Origin of the sequence: Nocardia sp. NPDC046473 (genome assembly GCF_040645995.1) — a bacterium.
Classification (GTDB): Bacteria; Actinomycetota; Actinomycetes; order Mycobacteriales; family Mycobacteriaceae; genus Nocardia.
Genome location: NZ_JBEYZJ010000006.1, coordinates 113,147 through 135,086, shown reverse-complemented (window position 1 = coordinate 135,086; position 21,940 = coordinate 113,147). Strand labels below are relative to the sequence as shown.

Here is a 21,940-nt window from a genome sequence, read left to right as displayed (position 1 = left end):
GCAACGTGCCAATCATGTTGAACATCAGAGTTTCAGAACATGCTTTCGGAGGATCATCCCATGTCCTTTCGGCCAACAGTGGCCATCTTCGATTCTTTCTGGACTACAGTCGCATACCTGGGTGGCGGCGTTCTTACGCTGCTCGGCCTCATCACGGTCATGTCCTATATGCTGTACCAGTTCTCACCTTCGATCCAACTGCTCGTTCGAAGTCGACCATCCGCTACGCCGTACTACAGTGCCGCTCGTGCTTATATTACAGCGATTTTGACTTTATTCAGACTGTTACTGCGAGGATTCCAAGCCGGATCGCTACGCAAAGCCGTCAGGCTACGCATCGAATTAGAGATTCTGAAACCACCGCCGGACCGGCCATTACGCCTGGATTACGATACAGGAAGAGGCCGCAAAGCCAGCAACAAGAAGTACCGGACCGCACTGCAGAAATATCGTCAAGATAAGAAGGAGTGGCTGGAGGAAATCTGGACAGATTTGCGCACGCTTGCGCGCGCAGAAGAATCCGCGAGGTCGATCGAAATCGACAACCTCACGCCATTGATCGATTCAGACAGGATAAAGAGCTATTTCAACGCGCTCTACACGGAGCGCCTGTCCGCCGGCGAAGCTCCGTGCTTCATTTCAAGAGTAACGGTCCGATCCGGCTTCATCACGCCGCTGCACCTCCTGACCGGAGTCCTCAAGCGCTACGATGAGGATTGGCAGCGAGCTATCGATGACTACGGCAGGGCCATGATCATCGAGGACGATGAACTTCGAGGTAACACGGCTCGTAAGATTCAACTATTCATTTTCGACTGCTGGCTGCTATGGGGGCCGAGTATTTCCTTGTGCACCTGCACACCGTGGCGCGGCGAGAAAGCGCTACAGTTCGGGAGCGGCGACGAGGACAACTCCCTGTCGGTCATGTGCTCCGCCGCAGAGATAAGTAGCGCGCTCGGGGCCGCGACGCCGCCGGAAGCGTTCGCGTGGCAGGCAAGAGTGACTGGCCGATTGCGTTGGGGGGCCGCACTGCACCAGGCCGACATCTGCCCGGCCCAGGAAGCCGTTTGGCGCGACAGACGCATCGTTCTCGACGCAGCCGGCGAAACGCCGGCAATCAAAATCGGCCGCGGCAACAACAACGCACAAGCAAGTGCGACATACTACTCGGCATACATATGGATAATGTTCGCGATGTGCACGGACCGCGACGGCACGCTTCGCGCGAACCACCCGGACGAGAAGTGGATGGACCTCGTGCCATTCTTTGCGCACGCCAACATCGCCGACCGTGACAGCTATGACTTCCAGATCAACAACCTCGCCCAGAACGCCGTCCATGGCGCCATGCAAATACTGGAGATGAACACCGCACTACACCTTCGTTTCGTTGGCGCGATAGATGAGACGGGATGCGGTCATGATCCAATCCACAAGGATCCCAAGAACGCCCCGACTATTCGCGCCAAGATGAATATCATCCGGCAGCAGATCATCGAATCTTCGGCCGGAAGCTCGACCTTGGAACGCCTTACGCTGACATATGAGCGCGATAATCTCTTCATGAAGGGTGATTATTCGACATGCAAGCTTCCGAAAATCATCAGGAAATATTATGAGTCGGCCGACAAGCGCGCACAAGATCAGGGAACTGGGTCCGAGTGATACCGCGCTACTCAGGCGTTTCTATGACGATTGCTACGTGCCCGAGTTTCCCGACGCCGACGAACGGGAGTCCCTGCAGAACATCGAGGACTACCTACAGCGTAAGGCCGACGGCTGGTACGGGAAGAACAATTATCATGTCGTAGTGGCGACCGACGAAAACGGCGCCCCGCTCGGCGGGTCCATCTCCGACTACCTCGATAAGCCCAATGCGGGCGTGCTCGAATACATACTGGTGCGCCCCGAACTGCGGGGATCCGGGTTGGGGCATCGCCTATTGCAGCACACCGAACACTTGCTCCACACGGACGGAGTACGAAATCACGGTCAGCTCGACTGGATTGTGGGTGAGATGGACGACCCCTACCGCACACCGGTCACCGCTGACAGTTTCGACCCCTTCGCCAGAGCACGCATCTGGCATCACTGGAAGTATCGCCGGCTGGATTTCCGTTATATCCAACCGGCATTGTCACCGAACCAGTCGCCGGTCGAGAACCTCTTGTTGATGGCCAATACCTGTTCACCCCGCTATGGCGCCACCGTCCCCTCGAAAGATGTGCAACTACTCGTCGCCGAGTACCTTCGCTGGGCGATGCGTATTCCCGAGCCAACGGATAACCACGAGTATCGCGAGATGGCATCCGCACTCGAGCTGAGTGGCACGGTTGCACTCACCCCGTTCGATGAATATGTTTCCGGAATCGGAAAGGAAGAGCTTTACATCAGCGAAGTCGTCACCGACCAGGACCCGGAAATGGCAGAGGCAATTCGGGTATATTCGGAGATATTCACTGATCCTTCGACGGCGGTACCGAGCGCATACCTCACCGAGGCGCTGACTCCCGGCGGGTTGATCAACCGGCAGGGCTATCGTTATCACCTGTGGACTATTCGTGGCGCGGCGGAGCAGAAAGCTGAGGGAATAGCGTCCTTTCTGACGATGCCACACGCCGGTTTCGGCGGCTACGTCGGCTTCGATCCCATCCTTCGAGGTACCGGACTGCTGCGGTCCCTCATTATGCGGATCGAGGAAAGAATGGTACGCGACATCGGCGAACTGGGTATGCGCATCGCAGATATCCCGGGCTGGTACATCGAGTGCGACGGGGACACCAATCGCACGATTTTTTCCGGAGTCGGGTTTCAGGAATTAGACATCACCTACGAGCAGCCTGCCATCACACCCGGCCCCTGCCGCGTTCTGCACTTGATGTACAAACCATTCGGTCGTGTATATCAGCAGGCCGTTATCGACCGCACGGCATTTCTCGATGCTATGGAAGAGATATATCAGGCCATTTATAGAGTTGACCCGGACCAGAGCGACACCTTCAGCCGTCTACATGCGTCCCTGGAAGGTAGTCGCACTGTCACCGCTACGGCGTTGCGACAGGCGTGAACGGTTCTTCATCGCCACGCCGCTGCGTCCACGTTCCCACCCCGCCGACCGCCGCACCATGCCCGTCCCACAGCACCGAAAAAGTCCCCGGAAAGCTTCTGACCGCACCGTCCGAACAATGCACGGGGATATTGAACCTTCCGCCGGACGCCTCCGAAACCCCCGTCTCCATGGCCAGCCGGAAACCGGACCAATGCTGCTCGCGAAATTCCTCGGGAACTATCACATCGAGTGTCAGCCCGACCGAGTTCTCATGACCGAACAGTAGCGTCGCACCCACGCTCCAATACCGAATGGTCCCCGAAACATCTACGAGCACAACGGCAACTGATTCGTGCGACTCCATATCTCAATGGTCCCACGATCCCCGGTTGACCGGTGCGAATCCACAAGAGCAACTACAGCTGACTCTCCTGGCTTCCGACGCTGGACTCACAGCACTCGACTCCCCGTCTCGAACTGGGCCATCGCGCACCGCAACGGCATGCTGACCGTATGCAGCGGCGCCAACTGTCGAATACCGGGCTCTTCGAATAATGTCTTGGCCTAGAGGGGGTTTCGTAGATTGACGTGCCCCGGTCGAGCTCGTTGAGGAGGCGTTCGCGTGGTGGACGGATTGGTCGAGCGTGGATTCGAGGCGGTTCGGGACGCGTTCGCGCGGGCGCAGGCCGGTGATGAGGGGGCCGCGCAGCTGTGTGTCTATCGGGATGGCCGGGTTGTCGTCGATCTGTGGGCCGGGCAGGATCCGGAAACCGGTATGGCGTGGGACGGCGAATCGCTGTCGGTGCTGATGTCGGTGTCGAAGGGGGTGACCGCGACCTGCGTGCACATGCTGGTCGAACGGGGGCAGCTCACGTTGTCGACTCCGGTTCGCGAGTACTGGCCGGAGTTCGCGGCGGGCGGCAAAGGCGAGATCACCGTCGCCGAACTGCTGGCCCACCGGGCGGGGCTGCCCGGCTTCGACCCGGCGGCCGGCATCGGGGCCCAGGAGCTGACGGACTGGTCGATGTGCACGTCCGCCCTCGCGTCGATGACTCCGCTGTGGCAGCCGGGCACCGCCTTCTACTACCACTCGATCACCTGGGGTTATCTGGCCGGTGAGCTGATCAGGCGGGTCACCGGCAAGAGCGTCGGCGACTTCCTCGCCGCCGAAATCGCTGGCCCCCTCGGGTTGAGCCTGTGGATCGGGCTGCCGGAAACCGAGGAACACCGCGTCGTCCCGCAGTTCAGCCGCAAAGAGCAACCCACGTCCGCGCAAATAGCGTCGGTACTGAGCGGGATGGGGATAGACCTCGACGCGCCGTTGATCCGGACACTCCTCGCGGCCGTGGAAACCCGAGAGGCCGGCGTCGCACTACTCAACACCCGCGAGGGACACGCGGCCGAGGTACCGGCAGGCAACGGGATCGGCAACGCCCGCTCGCTGGCGCGGATGTACGCCGCGACCATCGCCGAGGTCGACGGCATCCGCCTGCTGACACCGGCAACCGTGGATCGAGCACGGCAACCCCAAACCGACCAGCTGCGCGGCCCGGCACCGCTCGACATCCTCCCGGTCACCCACCGCTTCGCCAACGGCTACGAAATCCCCGGTCCCGCCCACGCCATGCTCGGCACCGGATCCTTCGGCCACAACGGCACCGGCGGCCGAATCAGCTTCGCCCACCCCGAATCCGGCCTCGCCGTCGGCTACACCTGCACCAACATGCTCTGGGACGACGTAGCAGGCCCCGACCCCCGCTGGCTCCCCTGGATCACAGCCCTCAAGAAGTCAATCGGCTAGTTCACGAGAATGTGAGTCCGCCGATATGTCATCGACAGAACTTCTACATCCAGAGCAGACAGCGCGGATTCGATTCCGCCCTGCCCGTCACCTCTCGACTACCCCTTCAAGGCATGTGATGAGATCGAGTTCCAGGTGAACCTGCCCTCGTCTGGATCCACGTCGACCGCCAGGAAGTGGAGGGTGTCTACGACGAGGGAGGCGGGGGTTTTGATGGTGGATAGGGCGAGTTCTATTGGGGTGGAGTCTCGTTCGGCGGTGCCGTAGCCGAGTGATACGTGTGGCATTGGTGGTGGGGCGGGTAGGGCGCGGTCAGTTCCGAAGACTTGTACAGCCGCGTCTCGGGTGGCGGTGTAGAGGTGTTTCCATTGGGCGTCTTCAGGGGCGGCCACGCCGACGCCGTAGTCGTGCAACCATGGGCCCTGCATCGGAATCGTGAACGCGGAGGTGTCGGCGGCGAGGGTTGCTAGCGCGCCGGAGTAGCGGACGATAGCTTCGTCGTCGACTTCGTTGCGCCACAACGGTATTCGAGTGACGGTCGCGTGTTGCCAGCGCGGTTGTACGGCGGCGCAGCCCTCGAACGCTTCGACGGCATCCAGCGCGGGCTGCACCGATGCGGTGAACTCCGGGTCGGGGAGCACGTAGACGTGCAGCGATCCGTGCAGCTGAGGCCAGTCGAGATGTGGTGAGTTGAAGAAGTTCCGCACGGGCCTATCGTATGGGCACGGACGGATCATCATGAGACCGCAGCGAACCCAACTCGCGCGCAATGCAATCCGCCGCTAGATGATCGCCGCGGTCACGCAGTTGCGTTATCCGCGTGTGGACAGCATCGACGCCGTACGACGCAACGATTTCGTGCAGGCCGTGCGGTGCTGCCGAATAGCCGGCGCTACCCGCAACCTGCTCCCTCGACGCGCGATGGCCTGAATACTGGTGCATAATGAGACCCCTCCCAGTGCAGCCGAAAGCTTCATTCACACAAGAGAATTCGCTTCCGACGCGGGAGTCGCTCACCAGCCGGGTACGAGCGCCAGTTTAACATCCTCCCCTTGCGGTGAACACGCCGAAATCCGGTCCCTGCCGAACTAGGCTGCCCGGTCATGGACCTACCGAGACTGTGGGTTGGCATCGACCTCATCGGCACCCTGCTCCACGGCGAGATCGTTGTTCATTCCGCCGGCGGTCAGCCGGTGGCTCGGCGGCTACGCCGCATCGCGCCGAAGCTGGGCTTCGACCACACCGGGGAAGCCCTGTTTCGCGGTGTCGTCGCGGACGTCATGAACGGACCGCAGATCGACCACGCACGCACCGAAGCCGGGATCGAATGCCGGACGCATTGGGTCAACGCCGCCGACGGCACCGCGGTCGCGCTGCTCGTGTGGCTGGCATCGCCGCCGGTGACACCGCGCCCGGTGTACAACAGCTGGATCATGGACCTGCGCAAGCTCGCCACCTCTCCCGCCGGCGACGACTTGGACCTGTACGGGGTCAAACGCAGCGTGGGTGAGTACAAACCGATCATGGGCGTGTTCCGCAATTTGAATCCCGACGACGCCCCCGGATGGACCGCCCTGGTGCACGACGCGGGGCACGAGCGTGAGGGCGTCACCGTCGACGCGACATGGTCGATCCGCCCGGAGGACAACTGGGTGCACTTCTGGTCGTCGGCAACGAATCTCGGCGCACCGCAGCCGGGGCGCACCGTCTACGGGCTCACCCTGCATCTGCCCCATCGTGAGCTCGACACCCGGCTGGGCACCCTCGTCCGGTACACCGGCGCCAGCCTGATCATGGTCGACGCGCATTCCCGCTACGTCGTGGCCGGCTCCGGCGATCTCGCCGACGCGTTGCTCACCGACGAACCGCGCCTGGCTCGCGTGCTCACCCAGATCGACCTGGACCGACTGATCACCGCGCCCACCAACGATGTTGTCGAGCAGACGATTTCGATCGAGGGGTCGCTGTTTCAGGCCGCACTGTTCGCGATGCCCCACGGCCGAGTTCGGCCTGGGTCGTTGATCGGAATCCTGCTCGTCCCAGCCCGATGACCTGTCAGGTCGATTCGGTGGCGCCCTCCGGTGCGCGGCGCGGCCCGCGCGCCGTCCACACCGCGGCCGAACCACGCGTGCCGACCTCCACCGACTCGAACGCGCGCTCGAGCGCGGCCACCAGACCCGTCAGGTCATCGGCCGCGTTGTGGAAGACGCCGGTACGCCAGAATCGGCGCAGCGTGGCACGGCTGAGCGCCGTATGCGGGACATCCCTGGCCAGGACGCTCGCGCCGAAGAACACGCCGTCATCGGCCAGCACATCGGCAATGTGGCCGAAGGCCTTACCTTTGCTGTCCCACCCGCCCGGCACGCAATGCATGAGCCAGGTCGCCGAGACCGAACCGAACCGGCGGCGGTCGACCGGCAACGGCTGCAACACGCTTGCGACCCGGGCCACCGGGTCGATGCCGCGTTGGCGCAGACGCCGGCTCGTCTCATCGAGCGAATGCTGGTTCAAATCGACCAGGGTGACCGTCGGCTGGGTCGTGGGGTAGGTGGTGTGGCACAGATGCCACCCGGTGCCGGTGCCGATGTCCAGGTGATCGCCGGACATGTTGGCGTTGTACAGGGCCAGCGTCTGCCGGAGGGGGCAGCGCCACACGAAACGACAGTTGAACCAGACCCAAAAGTCATAGATGGACAGAACTTTCGGCGAGTACAGCGCCGATCCGTCACGCTCAGCCTGACTGATACCGGACGTTGAATCCATACCCGACTCCCTCGCCACCCAGGCAGGGCTCTCCGAAAACGGATACCCGCCAAGGCATCTGCTCCCCGGACGGGAATCACTCACCGACCCGCTATACGTCTGTGATCGTACCGCTTCGGTCCACGCCGCGTCTGCGGTGCCGGTGCTTCTTACCCGTTCTGCCCTACTCGGGACATCCAATCGCGCTATGGTATTGGCGGACAACTGATTCAGGCTCTTCGGGGGAGACGAGGCCAGCATCATGTCAGAAGACATCCACAGGGGACAGACGGCGGACGCGAAGGTACTTGCGCTCCATCACGTCTCGATCAACGTGAGCGACATCGATCGAGCCCTACGCTTCTATGTCGACGTGCTCGGCTTGACCCAGCGAACCGACCGCCCCGACAACCTCGGAGTCGAGGGTGCCTGGCTGGACGTCGGCGACCGACAGATCCACCTCATCGAACACCCCGACATCCCACCCGCCCTGGGCCAGCATTTCGCCCTCCTCGTCGACAAACTCGACCTCACGGTATCGGCGTTGCGATCGCAGGGACTCACAGTCTCCGATCCCGTTCAGATAGGTCGAGGCCGGCAGTCGTTCCTGTCCGATCCCGACGGAAACGTCGTCGAGCTGCACCAAGCGCCTCGGACAACATCCGACCCGTCGAGGCAGTCACCCCGCCGCGCACCGTCACCGCCGCAATACCCTGTTCCGGCAGGTCAGCGGCATCTGCCAGGACTTTTCCCGGCGCGGGGAGGGTTCTGCTAAAGTCTCGGAAGTACCTTTACCGGTCTGCCGATGTAGTTCAATGGTAGAACTTCTGCTTCCCAAGCAGACAGCGCGGGTTCGATTCCCGTCATCGGCTCTTTGAAGCGAAAGCCCTGGCCAGGGATCCTGGTGCGGGGCTTTTTCGCTGTCCGCAGTACTGGGGGATGAGTTCGGGATCGCTCGGTGGAGGGATGTGGGCGGGGGAAAGGTGGGCTGACGATCTGGGCATGTTGTTTCTTCGCGCTGTGTTGGTAGTGGGTCTGACTGCTGGGCTCGGTTCGGGGGTGTTGACCGCGTGTACGGCGGACGCCGCGCCGAGTCCCTCGTTGAATTGGCAGCCCTGTGCTGAGAAGACCGAGTTCGACTGTGGCACAGTCACTGTGCCGGTGGACTGGTCCGTGCCGGACGGCGAGAAGATTGATGTCGCGGTGGTGCGGGATCGGGCTGATGAGCCGTCCAAGAAGGTGGGGACGTTGGTTTCGTTGCCTGGTGGGCCGGGGTCGTCGGGGGTGGACGAAATCATCAAGGGGGGAAAGTTTTCCGCTGAGCTGCGGGGGCGGTTCGATATTGTCAGTCTTGATCCGCGTGGGGTGAAGCGGAGTCATCCGGTGCGGTGTGATGCGGGGTTGGCTACGTATCGACCGAATCTGGTGCCGGAGTTGGGTGGGCGGATCGATGAAGTGCAGTCGTATGCACGGGATCTCGCGGCAAGCTGTCGGCAGTACACCGGGGCTCTGATGGATCATCTCGATGCGGTCAGTGTCGCGCGGGATGTCGAGGCGGTGCGGGTGGCACTCGGGGTGGACCAAATCAGTACTTACAGCAGGTCTTACGGGACGATGCCCGCACAGGCATATGCGGAGCTGTTCCCGAAACACCTGCGCGCCATGCTGTTGGACAGCGTGGACGATCACAGCTTGGATGGCCGGGCGTTCCTGGCCAGTGAAGCACGGGCGGGCAAGGACACTTTCGGCGAGTTCGCAGCGTGGTGTGCGCGGGATCCACAGTGTGTCCTGCACGGTGCGGAGGTCGACCGGATCTTCGGCGAGGTGTATGCCAAGGCTGCGCGCGGCGAGCTGCGTGACCTCACCGACGCGACCGAGCAGATGGGACCGTTCGACCTGAACGCGCAGATTGTCCAACGGCTCTTTCGTCCCGAATGGTCTCAGCTGGCAACGGATCTCGAGGCATGGGCCGACCAGCCTGCGGGGAGCCCGCTGGCGCCTGCCACGCCCCAACGGCAGGGCAAACCAGCGCCGATGCCGGAGATCATCGTCTGCTCCGACTGGCGTTTCGACATCGCGGGCCAGGATCAGTGGACCCAACTGTGGCGCGAACAGAACGACAACTCCGCACCGCTGCGCGCCCACTTCGCTTGGGGCGCAGGCTCGCTGTGCTCCGGCTGGCCGATCGCGCCGCCGAACCCGGCGCACCGCCCGCAGATCGTGGACGGGCCACCGGTTCTCGTCATCAACTCACTGCACGACCCGGCGACGCCGTACGAGTGGGCACTGAGCGTCGCGACGAACACGCCACGCGCCACCCTGCTGACCTACGAGGGCTGGGGCCACGGCGTCTATGACCGCTCGCCCTGCACGACCAACGCGGCCGACCAGTACCTCATCAACCTCACCATCCCCCAAACCCGCTGCCCCGCAGCCTGATCAAGGCCGCCGAGTGACACTGTGCGCCATTCGATCACTACGGGGAGGCGACCAGCCGCCAGAGCGAGGTGACTTCCGCTGCGCGAGCGGCGTGCAGCGGGTCGGTCGCGTCCTTGGCGCGCGGGTGGCGCGGGGTGGTGTCGGTCTTGTCGATGACGTGCAGTCCGGCCGAGTCGATCATCGCGAGCAGGTCGTCACGGGTGCGCAGTCCGAGATGTTCGGCAAGGTCGGACAGGATGAGCCAGCCTTCGCCGCCGGGCTCGAGATGGTCGGCCAGACCCGCGAGAAAACCGCGGAGCATGCCACTGTCCTGGTCGTACACACCGTGCTCGATCGCGGAGGTCGGACGAGCCGGTAGCCACGGCGGGTTACAGACGATGAGGTCGGCACGCCCCTCCGGAAACAGCGCGGGCCCGACGATATCGACGGACGCCGCGAGCCCGAGCCGCTCGATGTTTTCGCGGGCACACGCCAGGGCGCGCGGACTGTCGTCGGTGGCGACGATGTGCCCTACACCGCGCCGGGCCAGCACCGCGGCCAGCACGCCGGTGCCGGTGCCGAGGTCGAAGGCGGTGTGCACGCCAGTCGACGCGAGCGGGGCGCGCGCGACCAGATCGATGTATTCGCCACGAATCGGCGAGAAGACCCCGTAGTGCGGATAGATGCTGGCGTTCAGCGACGGTATCTGCACACCGTTCTCCCGCCACTGGGCCGCACCGAGCACGCCGAGCAGCTCGGTGAGGGCGATGAGCATGGACTCGCGCGGCGGCCCGTACACGTCGTCACACGCCTTGCGCACATCGGGCGCGCGACGCAGCGCGAGCGCATGATCGCCCTCGAGCTGAACGAGCAACTTGCCGAGCACCCGCGCACGATGGTTGCGCGCCCTGCGCTGCAATCGGAACGACTCGGCCGGACTATCGCCTGGTCCAGGGGTCTTCCGGTCGACGCGGCGGCTCATCGCCTGGAGCAACTGCCTGCCATTGTGGTAATCGCCGCGCCACAGCAACGCCGTGCCTTCACAGGCCAGGCGGTAGGCGGTCGCTGCGGTCATCCGATCGTCGGCCACCACGATCCGGGTCGGCGACGGTGTCGCGCTTTCGGAATGCCAGGGTGCGGATCGGACGGTATCGGCTTCGGTCCAGGTCATCGTGGACATCGGTGACTCCTCGTTGTCGAGCATGCGGGGACACGGAGTGCACCGCGACGAGGAGTTACAGAGGGTGGGTGTTCCTACCGCGTCGAGGTGCGCGAGGAAACGTCACCGAGAACCATGCCCATTGCCATGACCGACCCTTCCGAATAGATGCAATTCCATTTTCCCATACCGGCCGAGGACCACAGCCGATCGGGTCACCCGCTGCGCACGATCGGTCAGCTGGCGATCTGGCTGCGCTCCTTGGCCTCCGCATCCAATCGACGGAATCGACTGCCGTGGAAGACAAGTGGATCGACATCGGTACGAGTGGCGATCCGGTGAATCCGCAAAATGACCACCGCATGGTCACCCGCGGGCACGTGCGCCTCGGGCACGCCCTCGATCCAGGCGGACGCACCGTCGATGAAAATGGCCTCGCCGGTGCCCCGATGCAGCTCGGTACCCCGGAACCGATCACCGTTGCGCGCACCGAGCGAACGGGCCGCATCCTGCTGATCGGTGCCGAGCAGGCTCAGGCCGAGATGACCGGCGGTGGCGAGCTTGGGCCAGGTAGATGAGGAATTCTGCACGCAGAACGACACCAACGGCGGATCCAGCGAGACCGGCACGAAGGTGCTCACCGCGAGACCCTGTGGGGCGCCGTCGATTTCGGCGCATACCGCGACCACACCGCTGGGGAAATTGGCGAACGCACTGCGCAGTCCGCTGCCGTCCGCGGGAAACTCGAAGAGCTCATGCATGATTGGTCACCGCTGCGGTACCGGCCAGCGCCTGCACGACGGAGCGCCAGCGGGCGCTGTAGCGATCGATCACGCCGTCCTCCTGGAAGGTGCGATCCGACAGATACAGACCGGGCAGCGCCGTGGTGGCACCCAACTCGACGAGCACAGGCTTGAGCAACAGATCGGGCGCCAGCGCATGGACGGGTCCCGCGCCCAGCATCACCGGCACGCCGAGGACGCCCGCCAGTCCGGTCCCGCCGTCGAACTGCTCGAGGAACAGCTTCAGCAGTCCGGTGTAGGTGGCCTTGAAGGTCGGGCTCGCGAAAACCACGAGCTCGGACTCGGATACGGTGCGCACCGCCGCCGCCACGGCCGGATCGCCCCAGCCGAGCAGGGCGGCGCCGAAATCGACCAGGTCGATGACGGTGGGCGTCTCCTCGGGACGCAGCCCCTTCGCGACCAGCGTGGCCGCCGTCAAGGTGCGGGAGGCGGGCTTCGGATTGCCTACTACGACCGTCACTGTCACTTTTCGTATCCTTTTCAATCACATGCTGTTTCGACCGGCAGCCCGGTCAGATCACGCCGTGTAGCGGTGGCGCGGTGCCGTGCAACAGCGCACGGCCGAGGTGCTGGTACTTCCATCGAATCGGATCGTGCAGGGTATGTGTGCGCGCGTTGCGCCAGAAGTGATGCAGATTGAGATCGGACGCGGCACTGCGTGTTCCCCCCACTTCGAACAGCGCACTGGACACCTCGTTGGCCGCGCGGTCGGCGAGCACCTTCGCTGCGGCTACCGCCAGCGATGCCCGACCGGCGGCATTGTCTTGTCCGCTATCAACTGTGCCACTCGGCGGGAATCTGACAAGCCCCCCTTCGGGGGGTTCCGCAATACCCTGCTGTCCGGTCCCGGTGGCCGCGTCGACGGCGACACCCGCCGCGGTGAGCGTTGCCTCGGCCGCCGTGACGGTCACCGCCAGCTCACCGAAACGCTGAATCAACAGCGGGTCATCGATGGCATTCGCGACACCGGACTCGAACCAGGGACGGCTCGTAGTCCGCACGAATTCCGTTGCGGCGGTGAGCGAACCACGCGCAATCCCGGCATCGATGGCCACATGCAGCAGTTGCGCGAACGCGCCGTAACCGGTGGGCGCCTGCACGGCGGCGGCACGCCGGATCAGCTGGTCTCGCTCGACCAGCACCTCCTCGAACGTGACGGTGCCGCTGCCGGTGGTGCGCTGGCCGACGCCGTTCCAGTCATCGATGATCCGCACGCCCGGTGTATCGGCAGGCAGGTACGCGATGTACTCCCCCGGCTCCAGGCCACTGCGCCCCTCGGGATCGTCGAGCCTGGTCAGCACGGCGAGCAGATTCGCGAACAGCGAACCGGTGCAATAGAACTTGCGCCCGTCGACGCGGAACTGATTCCCGGCGGGTCGCAAGGTGGTGGAGATATCGGCGATGGTGACACCGCCGCGCTCGGACTGGGCGTTAGCGATCCGCCCACCGTCGAGCACCTGCGCGAAGTAGCGTTGCCGCTGCTCCGCGGTACCGGCCAGCCGCACCAGATTCACGTACACGAAGTGACTGTGCGGAATCTGCGCGATATTCGGATCGGCGGCCGCGAGGATGCGCACCACCTCCGCCACGGCGCTCGGCGGCAGGTCCGCGCCGCCGTACGCGGCGGGCACGGTGATGGCGAGCAGCCCGCTGGCCGCGAGCCGCTCCACCTCCTGATGCGGCAGTACCCGGCCGCGGTCCCGCGCGGCCGCCCCCTGGGCGAAGTCCGCCGCCAGCTGTGTCGCGACCGAAAAGGCTTGCGCGGCCGATGTTATCCGGTCGGCCGCGACCGCGGTCATCAGCCGACCGCCGCGACCGGCCGTCGTGCGGCCTCCAATTCCCGAACCAGCGGAAGCACTTTCGCGCCGAAGTACTCGATTTCCTCCTGAAAGTGCAGGAACCCACCGAGGATCAGGTCGACGCCGAGCTCGCGGTAGGCGACGATGCGTTCGGCCACCTGCTCCGGTGTGCCGATCAGCTGCGTGCGGAAACCGTCGTTGTACTGCACGAGGTCCTCGAACGAGGAGTCGGCCCACATGCCCTTGTGGTCCTTGGTGGACGCACCGGCCTGCTGCACCGCGTCCCGGAAGCCTTCCACCGCAGGCTTGTTCGCCTTCTCGATGATCTCCCGCAGGGTATCGCGCGCTTCCTTCTCGGTGTCGCGGGCGATGATGAAGCCGTTGAGGCCGAACTTCACCTCGCGGCTGTTGGCCCTGGCGATTTCACGCAGGTCGTCGAGTTGTTCGGTGACGCCGTCGAAGTCCTTGCCGTTGGAGAAGTACCAGTCGGCGTAGCGGCCGCCGTTGCGGCGGGCTGCGGTCGAGTTACCGCCTTGGAACAGTTCGGGATTCGGGCGTTCGGGGGTGTTCAGTGGCTTCGGCTTCAGCGTGAAGTCGCGGATCCGGTAGAAGTCGCCGCCGTAGTTCACGTCGTCTTCGGTCCAGATCTTGCGGATCACCTCGAGGAATTCGGCGCTGCGCCGGTACCTTTCGTCGTGCTCCAGCCACGGCTCACCCAGCGCGGTGAATTCGCCCGCGAACCAACCGGATACGACGTTGATGGCGAAGCGGCCGTTGGAAAGGTGGTCGGCGGTGGCGCCGAACTTCGCGAGCACCGCCGGGTGCCAGAGGCCGGGGTGAACAGCCGCGATCACCTTCAGGCGTTCGGTCGCGCCGAGCAGCGCGAGGCTGAACGAGGTCGACTCGTGCTGGAACTCGGCCCCGTAGGACGCGGTGTAGCGCACCTGCGACAACGCGTACTCGAAGCCGTTGTTCTCCGCGGTCTGCGCCAGCTTCTTGTTGTACTCGAAATCCCAGCCGGTGCGCTGTTCGATCTCGCTGGTGACCAGTCCCCCGCTGACATTGGGCACCCAGTAGGCGAATGTGATCTCATCGGCGATCTGCTCCGTGGTCATAGCTTTGCTCCATGGGGTCGGGGGTAGCCGTCGATCTCTTCCCACTCCAGCACCGCGATCCGACCGGCACGAGGGTTTGAATCTGTGCGATCGGATCGCGGTGCAGGCGATGTTCGGGTTGTCAGGCGTTGGCGAGGGTGTCTGCGTAGGTGGATCGGGCGAACGTTCCGGCCGGTACGAAGCGGCCGAGCAGGGCCGCCGCGTCTTCGCCGGTGACGCTGGTGATGAATTCGTTGGCCGTCTCGACCGAGTCGACCGCGAGGAACGGCTGCGGGTGGTGCAGCAGGCCGACCAGGGCGGCGGCGAACTTCGGGTCGACGCTCGCGGCGGCGAAGAGCGTGTTGCCGATCTCGGCCAGCTCCGGATCGCCGAGGAACAGCCGGGTGACCTTGTTGGCGGCGTCGCCGCGCACCGCGAGGAAGCCCGCGTACTGCTCGGTGAACCAGGCCTCGTCGAACGCGCCGTCGTGCACCGCGGCGGCCGCGACGAGCCGCTGCGCCTGGATGAGCCCGCTCTGCGCGCCCTGACCCGCGATCGGGTCGTAGGCGGCGGAGGTGTCACCGAGCGAGGCCACCACGTGCCCGCCCGTGGTGTGCCCGACGGCGGATCGCACCACCGGCCGGACGGCGCCCTTCAGCCAGGAATGCGGGTCGTCGGCGATCACCTGGGTGGCCAGCACCTCGGGCAGATCCCAGTTGATGAAGTCCCGGTACAGATCCTGCACGATGCGGTGCGCGGACTCGGCGGAATCCGCTGCGGCGAACCGGGTTTCCCATTCGCTGCCCGGACGGGCCCAGCCGAGGAAAGCCCAGCTCGGGCCCGCGTCCTTGTGCAGGTACGGGCCCCACCATGCCTCGCCCTGCTCGGCCAGGATGGAGAAGCCGCTGTGCCCGCCGCCCGCCGCGCTGCGATGCGCGAAAACGTCCTTGTCGTAACCGATTCCGGTCACCGTGACGGTGAGCAACGTGCGCTGCGGCGCGTCGTACGGGGTGCGCGCCTGGTCGATGGCGAACAGGTCGGACAGTCCGCCGCGGCCGGTGGCGACCAGGGTGAGCGCGTTGGCCGCGGCGATCGTGTCGAGGGATTCCGGCGTCACCTTCTCGACGACGAAGCGACCGCCGCGCTCCTGGAAGGCGGTCAATCGTTCGTCGGCCTTCAGGCGAGTGTCGACAGCAATGCCGACGTATCCGTCGAAATGGCCGTCGAATTGGATCAATTCGGCGCGGTCCGGTCCGGCGATGCGGACACTGAGTCCGGTGTGCCGCGGCGCCCGCGCGGTGTAGGTGTCCAGCCCGAGGGCGGACTCGGCCTGCTGGGTGATGCCGAATTCGAGCGCGGTGCCGGTGGCTGGGACGTCGTCGCGCAATGCGCGTTGATCGCGGTCGCTGTAGAGGGTGACGTCGAATCCGGCGTCGAGTAAGCCCAGTGCCGCAGTGACGCCGGTTTGGCCGGCACCGATTACCGCGGCCGAACGGGTGGAACGGGGAACGGAATTCTGCGTTGTCATGTTCGGATCATCCGTGCCGTGACCTGGCCCTCGTGAGTGTTGCGATCAACGAGAATCAATGAGCAGACAGGGGTTTTCCCTGGCGTACCATTCGGGCCATGTCGTTCACCGTTGCCGAACTGACCGGAGACCGGACCGAGCAGTACCAGCAGCTCGCCGCGCAGGCGCAAGCGCTGGTGGCGGGCGAACCGGACCGGGTCGCCAACGCCGCCAATGTCGCGTCGCTGATATTTCACGCGCTGCCCGACCTGAATTGGGTCGGGTTCTATTTCTATGATGGAAACGAGCTCGTCGTCGGGCCGTTCCAGGGCAAGCCCGCGTGCGTCCGCATCGCCATCGGGAAAGGCGTGTGCGGGACCGCGGCCCAGACCAGGGAAACCCAACTGGTGCCCGACGTGCATGCATTCCCCGGCCATATCGCCTGCGACGCCGAAACACGCTCCGAGGTCGTTATTCCATTGGTGCACAATGGCGCACTCGTCGGCGTATTCGACCTCGACAGCCCGAAACCGAACCGGTTCGACGAAATCGACAAGGACGGGCTGGAATCCGTCGCCGCGGCTTACCTCGATTCCCTCCCGTCTTAGCCTGTCGTTCCGGCGAACACCCGGGTGCTCGCCGGAACGCTCGGTCTATGGCGCGGTGATGGCAACTCCGGGACGCGAAACCTCGTCGGGCAGCACGGTGGATCCGGGTGCGCCCACCCGATAGCGCGCACCGCGATGCTCGTCGGGCAGCCGGTCGCCCGCGCCGAACAGGGCGTTGCGCAGGGTGCCCGGGACGTAGTCGGTGGCATAGGCGCCGCGTTCGGCCAGCACCGGAACAACGTGCTGGACAACGTCTTCGAAGGAGCCGGGGGTGATGGCGTAGGCCAGATTGAAGCCGTCGAGATCGGTATCGTCGACCCATTCCTGCAGTCGGTCCGCGACCGTGGCGCCGGACCCGACGAACACCGGGCCCATCCCGCCGATACCCGCCCACCGGCCGATATCGCGCACCGTCCATTCCCGGCCGTCGTCGTCGAACTCCTGGAAGGCGGCGACGGCGGACTGAATGGCGTTGCTCTCCACCTGCCCGATCGGATCGTCCAGGTCATAGCCGGACAGGTCGATGCCCATCCAGCCGGACATGAAGACCAGGCCGCCCTCGATGCTGGCGTAGGACAGGTACTCCTCGTGCTTGCGCTGCGCCGCCTCGTCGGTGGCGTCGGTGATGATGGTCGCCAACGCGTAGATCCGAGCCGAGTACGGATCGCGGCCCGCCTCCCGCAATGCCGCCCGGATTCGGGAAACAGTGTGGGCGAGCAGTCGTTTCGAGGGCGCGGCGATGAAGATGGCCTCGGCATTCTCCGAGGCGAAGCGGACGCCACGGATCGACGCGCCCGCCTGATAGATCACGGGCGTGCGCTGCGGTGACGGCTCCGAGAGATGGATGCCGGGCACCGTGAAGTGCTTGCCCTGATGGCCGATGTGGTGCACCTTCGCCGGATCCACGTAGACGCCCGCGGCGGCGTCGCGGACCACCGCGTCGTCCTCCCACGAGCCTTCCCACAGCTTGTACAGCACCTCGAGATATTCGTCGGCCTGGTTGTAGCGCTCGTCGTGGTCGAGCTGGTCGTCCGCGCCGAAATTCCGTGCCGCCGAGGGCAAATAGCCGGTGACCACGTTCCAGCCGATGCGGCCGTTGGTCAGGTGGTCGAGGGTGGAGAGCCTGCGCGCGAACGGAAAGGGATGCTCGAAGCCGGTGCCGGTGGTGATGCCGAACCCGAGGTGCTCGGTGACCGCGGCCATCGCCGAGACGAGCAGCAGCGGGTCGGCCACCGGGATCTGCGCGCCCTGCCGCAGCGCCGCGACATCGGTACCGCCGTAGACGTCGTAGGTGCCGAGCACGTCGGCGATGAAGATGCCGTCGAATCGCCCCTGCTCCAACAGTTTCGCCAGGTCGGTCCAGTAGCTCAGTTCCTTGTACCGATGCGACTGGTCGTCCGGATGCCGCCACAGGCCCGGTGATTGGTGGGCCACGCAGTTCATGTCGAAGGCGTTGAAGCGAATTCGGCGGGTCACTGCGCCGCCTCCGCCGCGGGCTTGCGTTCGCCCGCGCTCCACGCGAACGGCAGATCGGCGCCGTTGAGCAGGTGATCGCCGATCGCCCTGGCCTTTTGGATGGCCGGGTTGTGCACCGAGATGGTGCGCGCGTTGCGCCAGTGCCGGTCCAGCCGTTGGCGTTCCGAGACGACCGAGGCGCCGCCGACCTCGAAGAGCAGCGTGGTGGCGGGCAGTACCAGATCGATCACCGCGAGCTGCGCCTGTGCGGCGGCGAGTTCGGCTGCCACCAAGGACTTTTCGTCCTTGGCGCCACCGGCGAGTACCTCGTCGAGGACATCGGCGACGGCGAGCACCGTGGCCCTGGCGGCGAACGCGGCGGCCGACAGGCGGCCGATCACCTGCTGCACCAGCGGATCCTGGCGCGGCACGCCCGCGGCGGAATGCGAGTAACTGCGGGTGCGTCCAGCCACCCATTCCCGGGCGTCCCGCTCCGCACGCTGTGCGATACCGGCGAGCACCGCGAGCTGGACCAATTGCAGATACGAGGTCGCGTAGGTCGGGCCGGGTGCGCCGTAGCCGGGGCCGAGGATTCGTTCCGCGGAGATCACGACATCAGTGAATTCCGTTGTGCCGCTGGCGGTCAGCCGCTGTCCGAAGCCGTCCCAGTCGTCGTGCTGGCGCACGCCCTCGGCATTCGCGTCGACGAGCACACCCACCCGCTCGCCGTCGCGGTCGGCCGCGGCCAGGATGTAGTCGGCGTACAGCGAGCCGGTGCTGTAGTACTTCACGCCGTTGAGCAGCCAGCGGTCGCCGTCCTTGGTCAGCCGGGTGCGGTAGCGGTCGACCGCGCCCACCCCCGGCTCGGTGATCGCATTGCCGACCAGCGTGCTCGTCGTCGTGCGCAGCCACTGCTCGCGGCTCGGTCCCGGCTCCGCGAGCAGCTGATCCTCGACAAACGAGAAGTGCACGCGCAGTGCCTGCGGCAGGTTCGATTCGGCCGCCGCCAGCTCGATCAGCAGCCGGAACAGTTGCCGCACGGTGACGCCGTACCCGCCGAACTCGACCGGTACCCGCAACGCGCCGAACTTCGCCTCGCGCAGCCAGCCCACCTCCTCGAACGGCAGGCGACGATCGACTTCGCGCGCCACCGCGCCCTGCGCGATGCGCTCGAAGATCGGTCCGAAGACCGCATCCAGTTCGGAGTCTGTGGCGGATTTGGCCTCGAGGGATGTCATCACCCCACGATGGCGCAGCACCCTGCTCAGCTCACTGGTTGCGCGCACCGCGATCGAAATGGTGGTCCAGCACACTTGTCGGTGGGCCCCGCTACAGTCGCGACGTGGCTGGATCGCAGTACTCGTTCACCGCGGAAGTGTGGGAACACTCCGGGCAGGGGTCGTGGCATTTCGTCTCATTGCCCGAGGAGATCGCCGACGAGATCGAGGAGCGCTACGCCCAGTTCGGCGCGGTCCGCGTGCACGTCACGATCGGCGCGAGCCGTTGGTCCACCTCATTGTTCCCGAGTAAATCACGCGCCACGTATGTGCTGCCGGTGAAGAAGGCGGTTCGCAGCGCCGAAGAGCTCGGCGCCGGATCACTACCGCGGATCGAGCTCGTTGTCGCCCTGTGAGGTCAGTGCGGAACGGTGATGCATTCGGTGGCGATGCGGGTGCTCGCGGTGCGCGCCTTCTCCGCGTCGTCCTTGCTCATGCCGAGGGTTTCCTGGTCCGCGGCCTTGGTGTCGTACTCGTTGCTGACCATCACGCGCAGGCCGTCCTGCGAGATGCCCTGTTCGATAAAGAGTTTCGCGGCGCAGTCGGCGAGTTGCTGACTCTTGAGACCCTTGTCCTGCAGGGACTTGGCGAGGTCCGCCTGCGTCACCGCCGGCGCTGCCGCCGCTTTGTCGTTGCCGCATGCCGCGAGCACCGGCAGCGCGATGAGCGCCGCGGCGATCAGGGAGATCCGCACCTGAATCCCTATCTGTCGAAATGGACACCGTCGAATGGACGCTGTGGGACGTCGGCCACGATGGTACCGATCAGGCGGGAAACCTTCGCGGGGTGCGCGTTTTCACAAATCCATCGCGGCGCGCAGCGCGGTATCCAGGCGTTCCAGTGTCTCCGATTCCATTTCATCGACTCGTTCCGCGAGCCACCCCCGGAAGATACGGCCGATATTCCCGGCGTGCACCCAGCCGTAACTTTGCACCGGCACCGCGAGGATGTCCTGGGGATCGTCCTCGACCACCTCGGCGGCGATCAGCCACGGCCTCGGCGACTCGTTGATGCCGTCACTGCTGATGAGCACAACTGTGCGGCGTCGCGGCGAACCATGCGGGTTGTAGATCCACAGTTCACCCCGCCGCACGCATCGCCTCCTCGGCGGCGGCCATTTCGGCCGCGTCGGCGGCGGCCTGCGCCGTCACGTCCGGTGCCGGACCACACCCGGTGCGCACGGCCTCACGCCGAGCGGCCTTCGATATCCAGGCCGACGGCGACATGCCCGCACGGGCCGCCGCCTGCTCGGCGAAGGACCAGGCGGCCTCGTCCAGCGAAAGGGTTACCTTACGCGTTGCCATACCATTTATCGTACCGGCTTTTCGTGCCGCTGCCAGCGGAAATTATGCGGTCCTCACCGGCAGACCGGCAACTGATGGCTGGTGACTGCTGTTACTGTGGGCGCAGCGCCGGGCGAAGAGTTGGGATGGGTGCGATGACTGCTTTGAACCATCATCGGGTCGGTGCGGGTGAGCCGCTGGTTCTGGTGCACGGCATCGGCAGCCGGTGGCAGGTGTGGGAGCCGATCATCGACACGCTGGCCGCGTCTTACGAGGTGATCGCCGTCGATCTGCCCGGCTTCGGCGATTCGGCGCCGCTGGCCACCACAACCGTCGACACGCTCACCGAGGCGCTCGCGGAATTCCTTGCCGCGCAAGGGATCGAGCGGCCGCACCTGGCGGGGAACTCGATGGGCGGACTGATCACGCTGAACCTCGGTGCCCGCGGGTTGGCTCGCTCGGTCACCGCCTTTTCGCCGATTGCGTTCTGGGACAACGCCGGTCGCATTTGGTGTCAGCAGTCGCTCGGTAAGTCACGGCTGCTCGCGCGTCAGCTGAAGCCCGCGCTGCCGACGATCCTGGGTACCGCCGCGGGGCGGACCGCGTTCCTGACCCTGGTGTTCGGTAAGGCCTGGGCGGTCAGCGCCCAGGTGGCGGTGGATACCGCGAACGGTGCGGCCGAGGCGCCGGGATTCGAGTCCGCCATGGCTTCCTTCGCCACCGCCAAGCTGCACGAAATCGGCGCCCTGCCAGACATTCCCGTCACCATCGCCTGGGGCGATCGCGACATCCTGCTGACCTACCGCACCCAGAGCCGCCGCGCCCGCGCGGTACTACCGGGGGCCGAACATCGCACCCTGCACGGCTGTGGGCACACGCCGTTCTACGACGACCCCGCCGCGTGCGCGCAAGCAGTGCTGGACACCGTCGGCAAGAAGTAAGACC

22 protein-coding genes and 1 tRNA gene are annotated in these 21,940 nt (G+C 65.1%); 10 read left to right on the top strand and 13 right to left on the bottom strand.

The window, feature by feature from the left end; translation table 11 throughout:
• Nucleotides 1-60: 60 nt before the first annotated feature.
• The 3 genes from ABZ942_RS22145 to ABZ942_RS22135 all read left to right on the top strand — a co-directional run bounded on the left by ABZ942_RS22145 (nt 61) and on the right by ABZ942_RS22135 (nt 4,850).
• Complete coding sequence (locus ABZ942_RS22145) at nt 61-1,665, top strand: hypothetical protein (RefSeq protein ID WP_357384824.1); 1,605 nt, start codon at nt 61-63, stop codon at nt 1,663-1,665.
• Nucleotides 1,616-3,067 carry a GNAT family N-acetyltransferase gene (locus ABZ942_RS22140; RefSeq protein ID WP_357384822.1) on the top strand — a complete coding sequence of 484 codons (1,452 nt, stop codon included), beginning with the start codon at nt 1,616-1,618 and terminating at the stop codon, nt 3,065-3,067. The genes ABZ942_RS22145 and ABZ942_RS22140 overlap by 50 nt, the downstream gene beginning before the upstream one ends.
• Nucleotides 3,068-3,671: 604 nt before the next feature.
• Nucleotides 3,672-4,850, top strand: coding sequence for a serine hydrolase domain-containing protein (locus ABZ942_RS22135; RefSeq protein ID WP_357384820.1), 1,179 nt, complete (start codon nt 3,672-3,674; stop codon nt 4,848-4,850).
• A gap of 98 nt (nt 4,851-4,948) precedes the next feature.
• Here ABZ942_RS22135 and ABZ942_RS22130 read toward each other — a convergent pair whose 3' ends face one another.
• Complete coding sequence (locus ABZ942_RS22130) at nt 4,949-5,557, bottom strand: hypothetical protein (RefSeq protein ID WP_357384818.1); 609 nt, start codon at nt 5,555-5,557, stop codon at nt 4,949-4,951.
• Between the two features lie 396 nt (nt 5,558-5,953).
• On the opposite strand from ABZ942_RS22130, the gene ABZ942_RS22125 reads away from it, so the two are divergent.
• Entirely contained in the window at nt 5,954-6,901 is a 948-nt protein-coding gene (locus ABZ942_RS22125) for a hypothetical protein (RefSeq protein ID WP_357384816.1), read from the top strand.
• A 4-nt stretch (nt 6,902-6,905) separates the two neighbouring features.
• Here the strand turns inward: ABZ942_RS22125 and ABZ942_RS22120 are convergent, their stop codons facing one another.
• Entirely contained in the window at nt 6,906-7,613 is a 708-nt protein-coding gene (locus tag ABZ942_RS22120; protein WP_357384814.1) for a class I SAM-dependent methyltransferase, read from the bottom strand.
• A gap of 241 nt (nt 7,614-7,854) precedes the next feature.
• Here ABZ942_RS22120 and ABZ942_RS22115 point away from each other — a divergent pair, with 241 nt between their 5' ends.
• The 3 genes from ABZ942_RS22115 (at nt 7,855) to ABZ942_RS22105 (ending at nt 10,031) form a co-directional block, all read left to right on the top strand.
• The gene (locus ABZ942_RS22115) at nt 7,855-8,367 is read left to right on the top strand and encodes a VOC family protein (protein ID WP_357384812.1); all 513 of its coding nucleotides are present in this window, start codon (nt 7,855-7,857) and stop codon (nt 8,365-8,367) included.
• Nucleotides 8,368-8,393: 26 nt separating this feature from the next.
• A tRNA-Gly gene (locus tag ABZ942_RS22110) sits at nt 8,394-8,464 on the top strand.
• A gap of 130 nt (nt 8,465-8,594) precedes the next feature.
• Nucleotides 8,595-10,031 carry an alpha/beta hydrolase gene (locus ABZ942_RS22105; RefSeq protein ID WP_357384810.1) on the top strand — a complete coding sequence of 479 codons (1,437 nt, stop codon included), beginning with the start codon at nt 8,595-8,597 and terminating at the stop codon, nt 10,029-10,031.
• Between the two features lie 37 nt (nt 10,032-10,068).
• On the opposite strand, the gene ABZ942_RS22100 is transcribed toward ABZ942_RS22105, so the two are convergent.
• The 6 genes from ABZ942_RS22100 to ABZ942_RS22075 all read right to left on the bottom strand — a co-directional run bounded on the left by ABZ942_RS22100 (nt 10,069) and on the right by ABZ942_RS22075 (nt 16,393).
• Entirely contained in the window at nt 10,069-11,190 is a 1,122-nt protein-coding gene (locus ABZ942_RS22100) for a class I SAM-dependent methyltransferase (protein WP_357384808.1), read from the bottom strand.
• Between the two features lie 215 nt (nt 11,191-11,405).
• Nucleotides 11,406-11,930 carry a flavin reductase family protein gene (locus ABZ942_RS22095; RefSeq protein ID WP_357384806.1) on the bottom strand — a complete coding sequence of 175 codons (525 nt, stop codon included), beginning with the start codon at nt 11,928-11,930 and terminating at the stop codon, nt 11,406-11,408.
• Nucleotides 11,923-12,438, bottom strand: coding sequence for an NAD(P)H-dependent oxidoreductase (locus tag ABZ942_RS22090; protein WP_357384804.1), 516 nt, complete (start codon nt 12,436-12,438; stop codon nt 11,923-11,925). The genes ABZ942_RS22095 and ABZ942_RS22090 overlap by 8 nt, the downstream gene beginning before the upstream one ends.
• Nucleotides 12,439-12,484: 46 nt before the next feature.
• On the bottom strand, nt 12,485-13,771 hold the full coding sequence (locus ABZ942_RS22085) for an acyl-CoA dehydrogenase family protein (RefSeq protein WP_357384802.1): 1,287 nt from the start codon (nt 13,769-13,771) through the stop codon (nt 12,485-12,487).
• Nucleotides 13,771-14,886, bottom strand: coding sequence for a dimethylsulfone monooxygenase SfnG (sfnG, locus tag ABZ942_RS22080; protein WP_357384801.1), 1,116 nt, complete (start codon nt 14,884-14,886; stop codon nt 13,771-13,773). Before sfnG ends, ABZ942_RS22085 begins: the two co-directional genes overlap by 1 nt.
• Nucleotides 14,887-15,007: 121 nt before the next feature.
• On the bottom strand, nt 15,008-16,393 hold the full coding sequence (locus ABZ942_RS22075) for a styrene monooxygenase/indole monooxygenase family protein (protein WP_357384799.1): 1,386 nt from the start codon (nt 16,391-16,393) through the stop codon (nt 15,008-15,010).
• Between the two features lie 98 nt (nt 16,394-16,491).
• Between ABZ942_RS22075 and ABZ942_RS22070 the strand changes: the two genes are divergently transcribed.
• A complete protein-coding gene (locus tag ABZ942_RS22070) occupies nt 16,492-16,980 on the top strand; it encodes a GAF domain-containing protein (protein WP_357384797.1) in 489 nt (162 codons plus the stop codon).
• Between the two features lie 45 nt (nt 16,981-17,025).
• Here ABZ942_RS22070 and ABZ942_RS22065 read toward each other — a convergent pair whose 3' ends face one another.
• Nucleotides 17,026-18,456, bottom strand: a complete 1,431-nt coding sequence (locus ABZ942_RS22065) for an LLM class flavin-dependent oxidoreductase (protein ID WP_357384795.1) — start codon at nt 18,454-18,456, stop codon at nt 17,026-17,028.
• Nucleotides 18,453-19,673, bottom strand: coding sequence for an acyl-CoA dehydrogenase family protein (locus ABZ942_RS22060; protein WP_357384793.1), 1,221 nt, complete (start codon nt 19,671-19,673; stop codon nt 18,453-18,455). Before ABZ942_RS22060 ends, ABZ942_RS22065 begins: the two co-directional genes overlap by 4 nt.
• A 104-nt stretch (nt 19,674-19,777) precedes the next feature.
• Here ABZ942_RS22060 and ABZ942_RS22055 point away from each other — a divergent pair, with 104 nt between their 5' ends.
• Nucleotides 19,778-20,068, top strand: a complete 291-nt coding sequence (locus ABZ942_RS22055) for a DUF1905 domain-containing protein (RefSeq protein ID WP_357384791.1) — start codon at nt 19,778-19,780, stop codon at nt 20,066-20,068.
• Nucleotides 20,069-20,070: 2 nt separating this feature from the next.
• On the opposite strand, the gene ABZ942_RS22050 is transcribed toward ABZ942_RS22055, so the two are convergent.
• The 3 genes from ABZ942_RS22050 to ABZ942_RS22040 form a co-directional block, all read right to left on the bottom strand.
• Nucleotides 20,071-20,406 (bottom strand): hypothetical protein, encoded by a 336-nt coding sequence (locus ABZ942_RS22050; protein WP_357384790.1) that lies wholly within the window; start codon nt 20,404-20,406, stop codon nt 20,071-20,073.
• Nucleotides 20,407-20,508: 102 nt separating this feature from the next.
• Nucleotides 20,509-20,805 (bottom strand): hypothetical protein, encoded by a 297-nt coding sequence (locus ABZ942_RS22045; RefSeq protein WP_357384788.1) that lies wholly within the window; start codon nt 20,803-20,805, stop codon nt 20,509-20,511.
• The gene (locus ABZ942_RS22040; RefSeq protein WP_135233911.1) at nt 20,792-21,016 is read right to left on the bottom strand and encodes a hypothetical protein; all 225 of its coding nucleotides are present in this window, start codon (nt 21,014-21,016) and stop codon (nt 20,792-20,794) included. The genes ABZ942_RS22045 and ABZ942_RS22040 overlap by 14 nt, the downstream gene beginning before the upstream one ends.
• Nucleotides 21,017-21,150: 134 nt before the next feature.
• Between ABZ942_RS22040 and ABZ942_RS22035 the strand changes: the two genes are divergently transcribed.
• Entirely contained in the window at nt 21,151-21,936 is a 786-nt protein-coding gene (locus ABZ942_RS22035) for an alpha/beta hydrolase (RefSeq protein WP_357384785.1), read from the top strand.
• Nucleotides 21,937-21,940 lie beyond the last annotated feature (4 nt).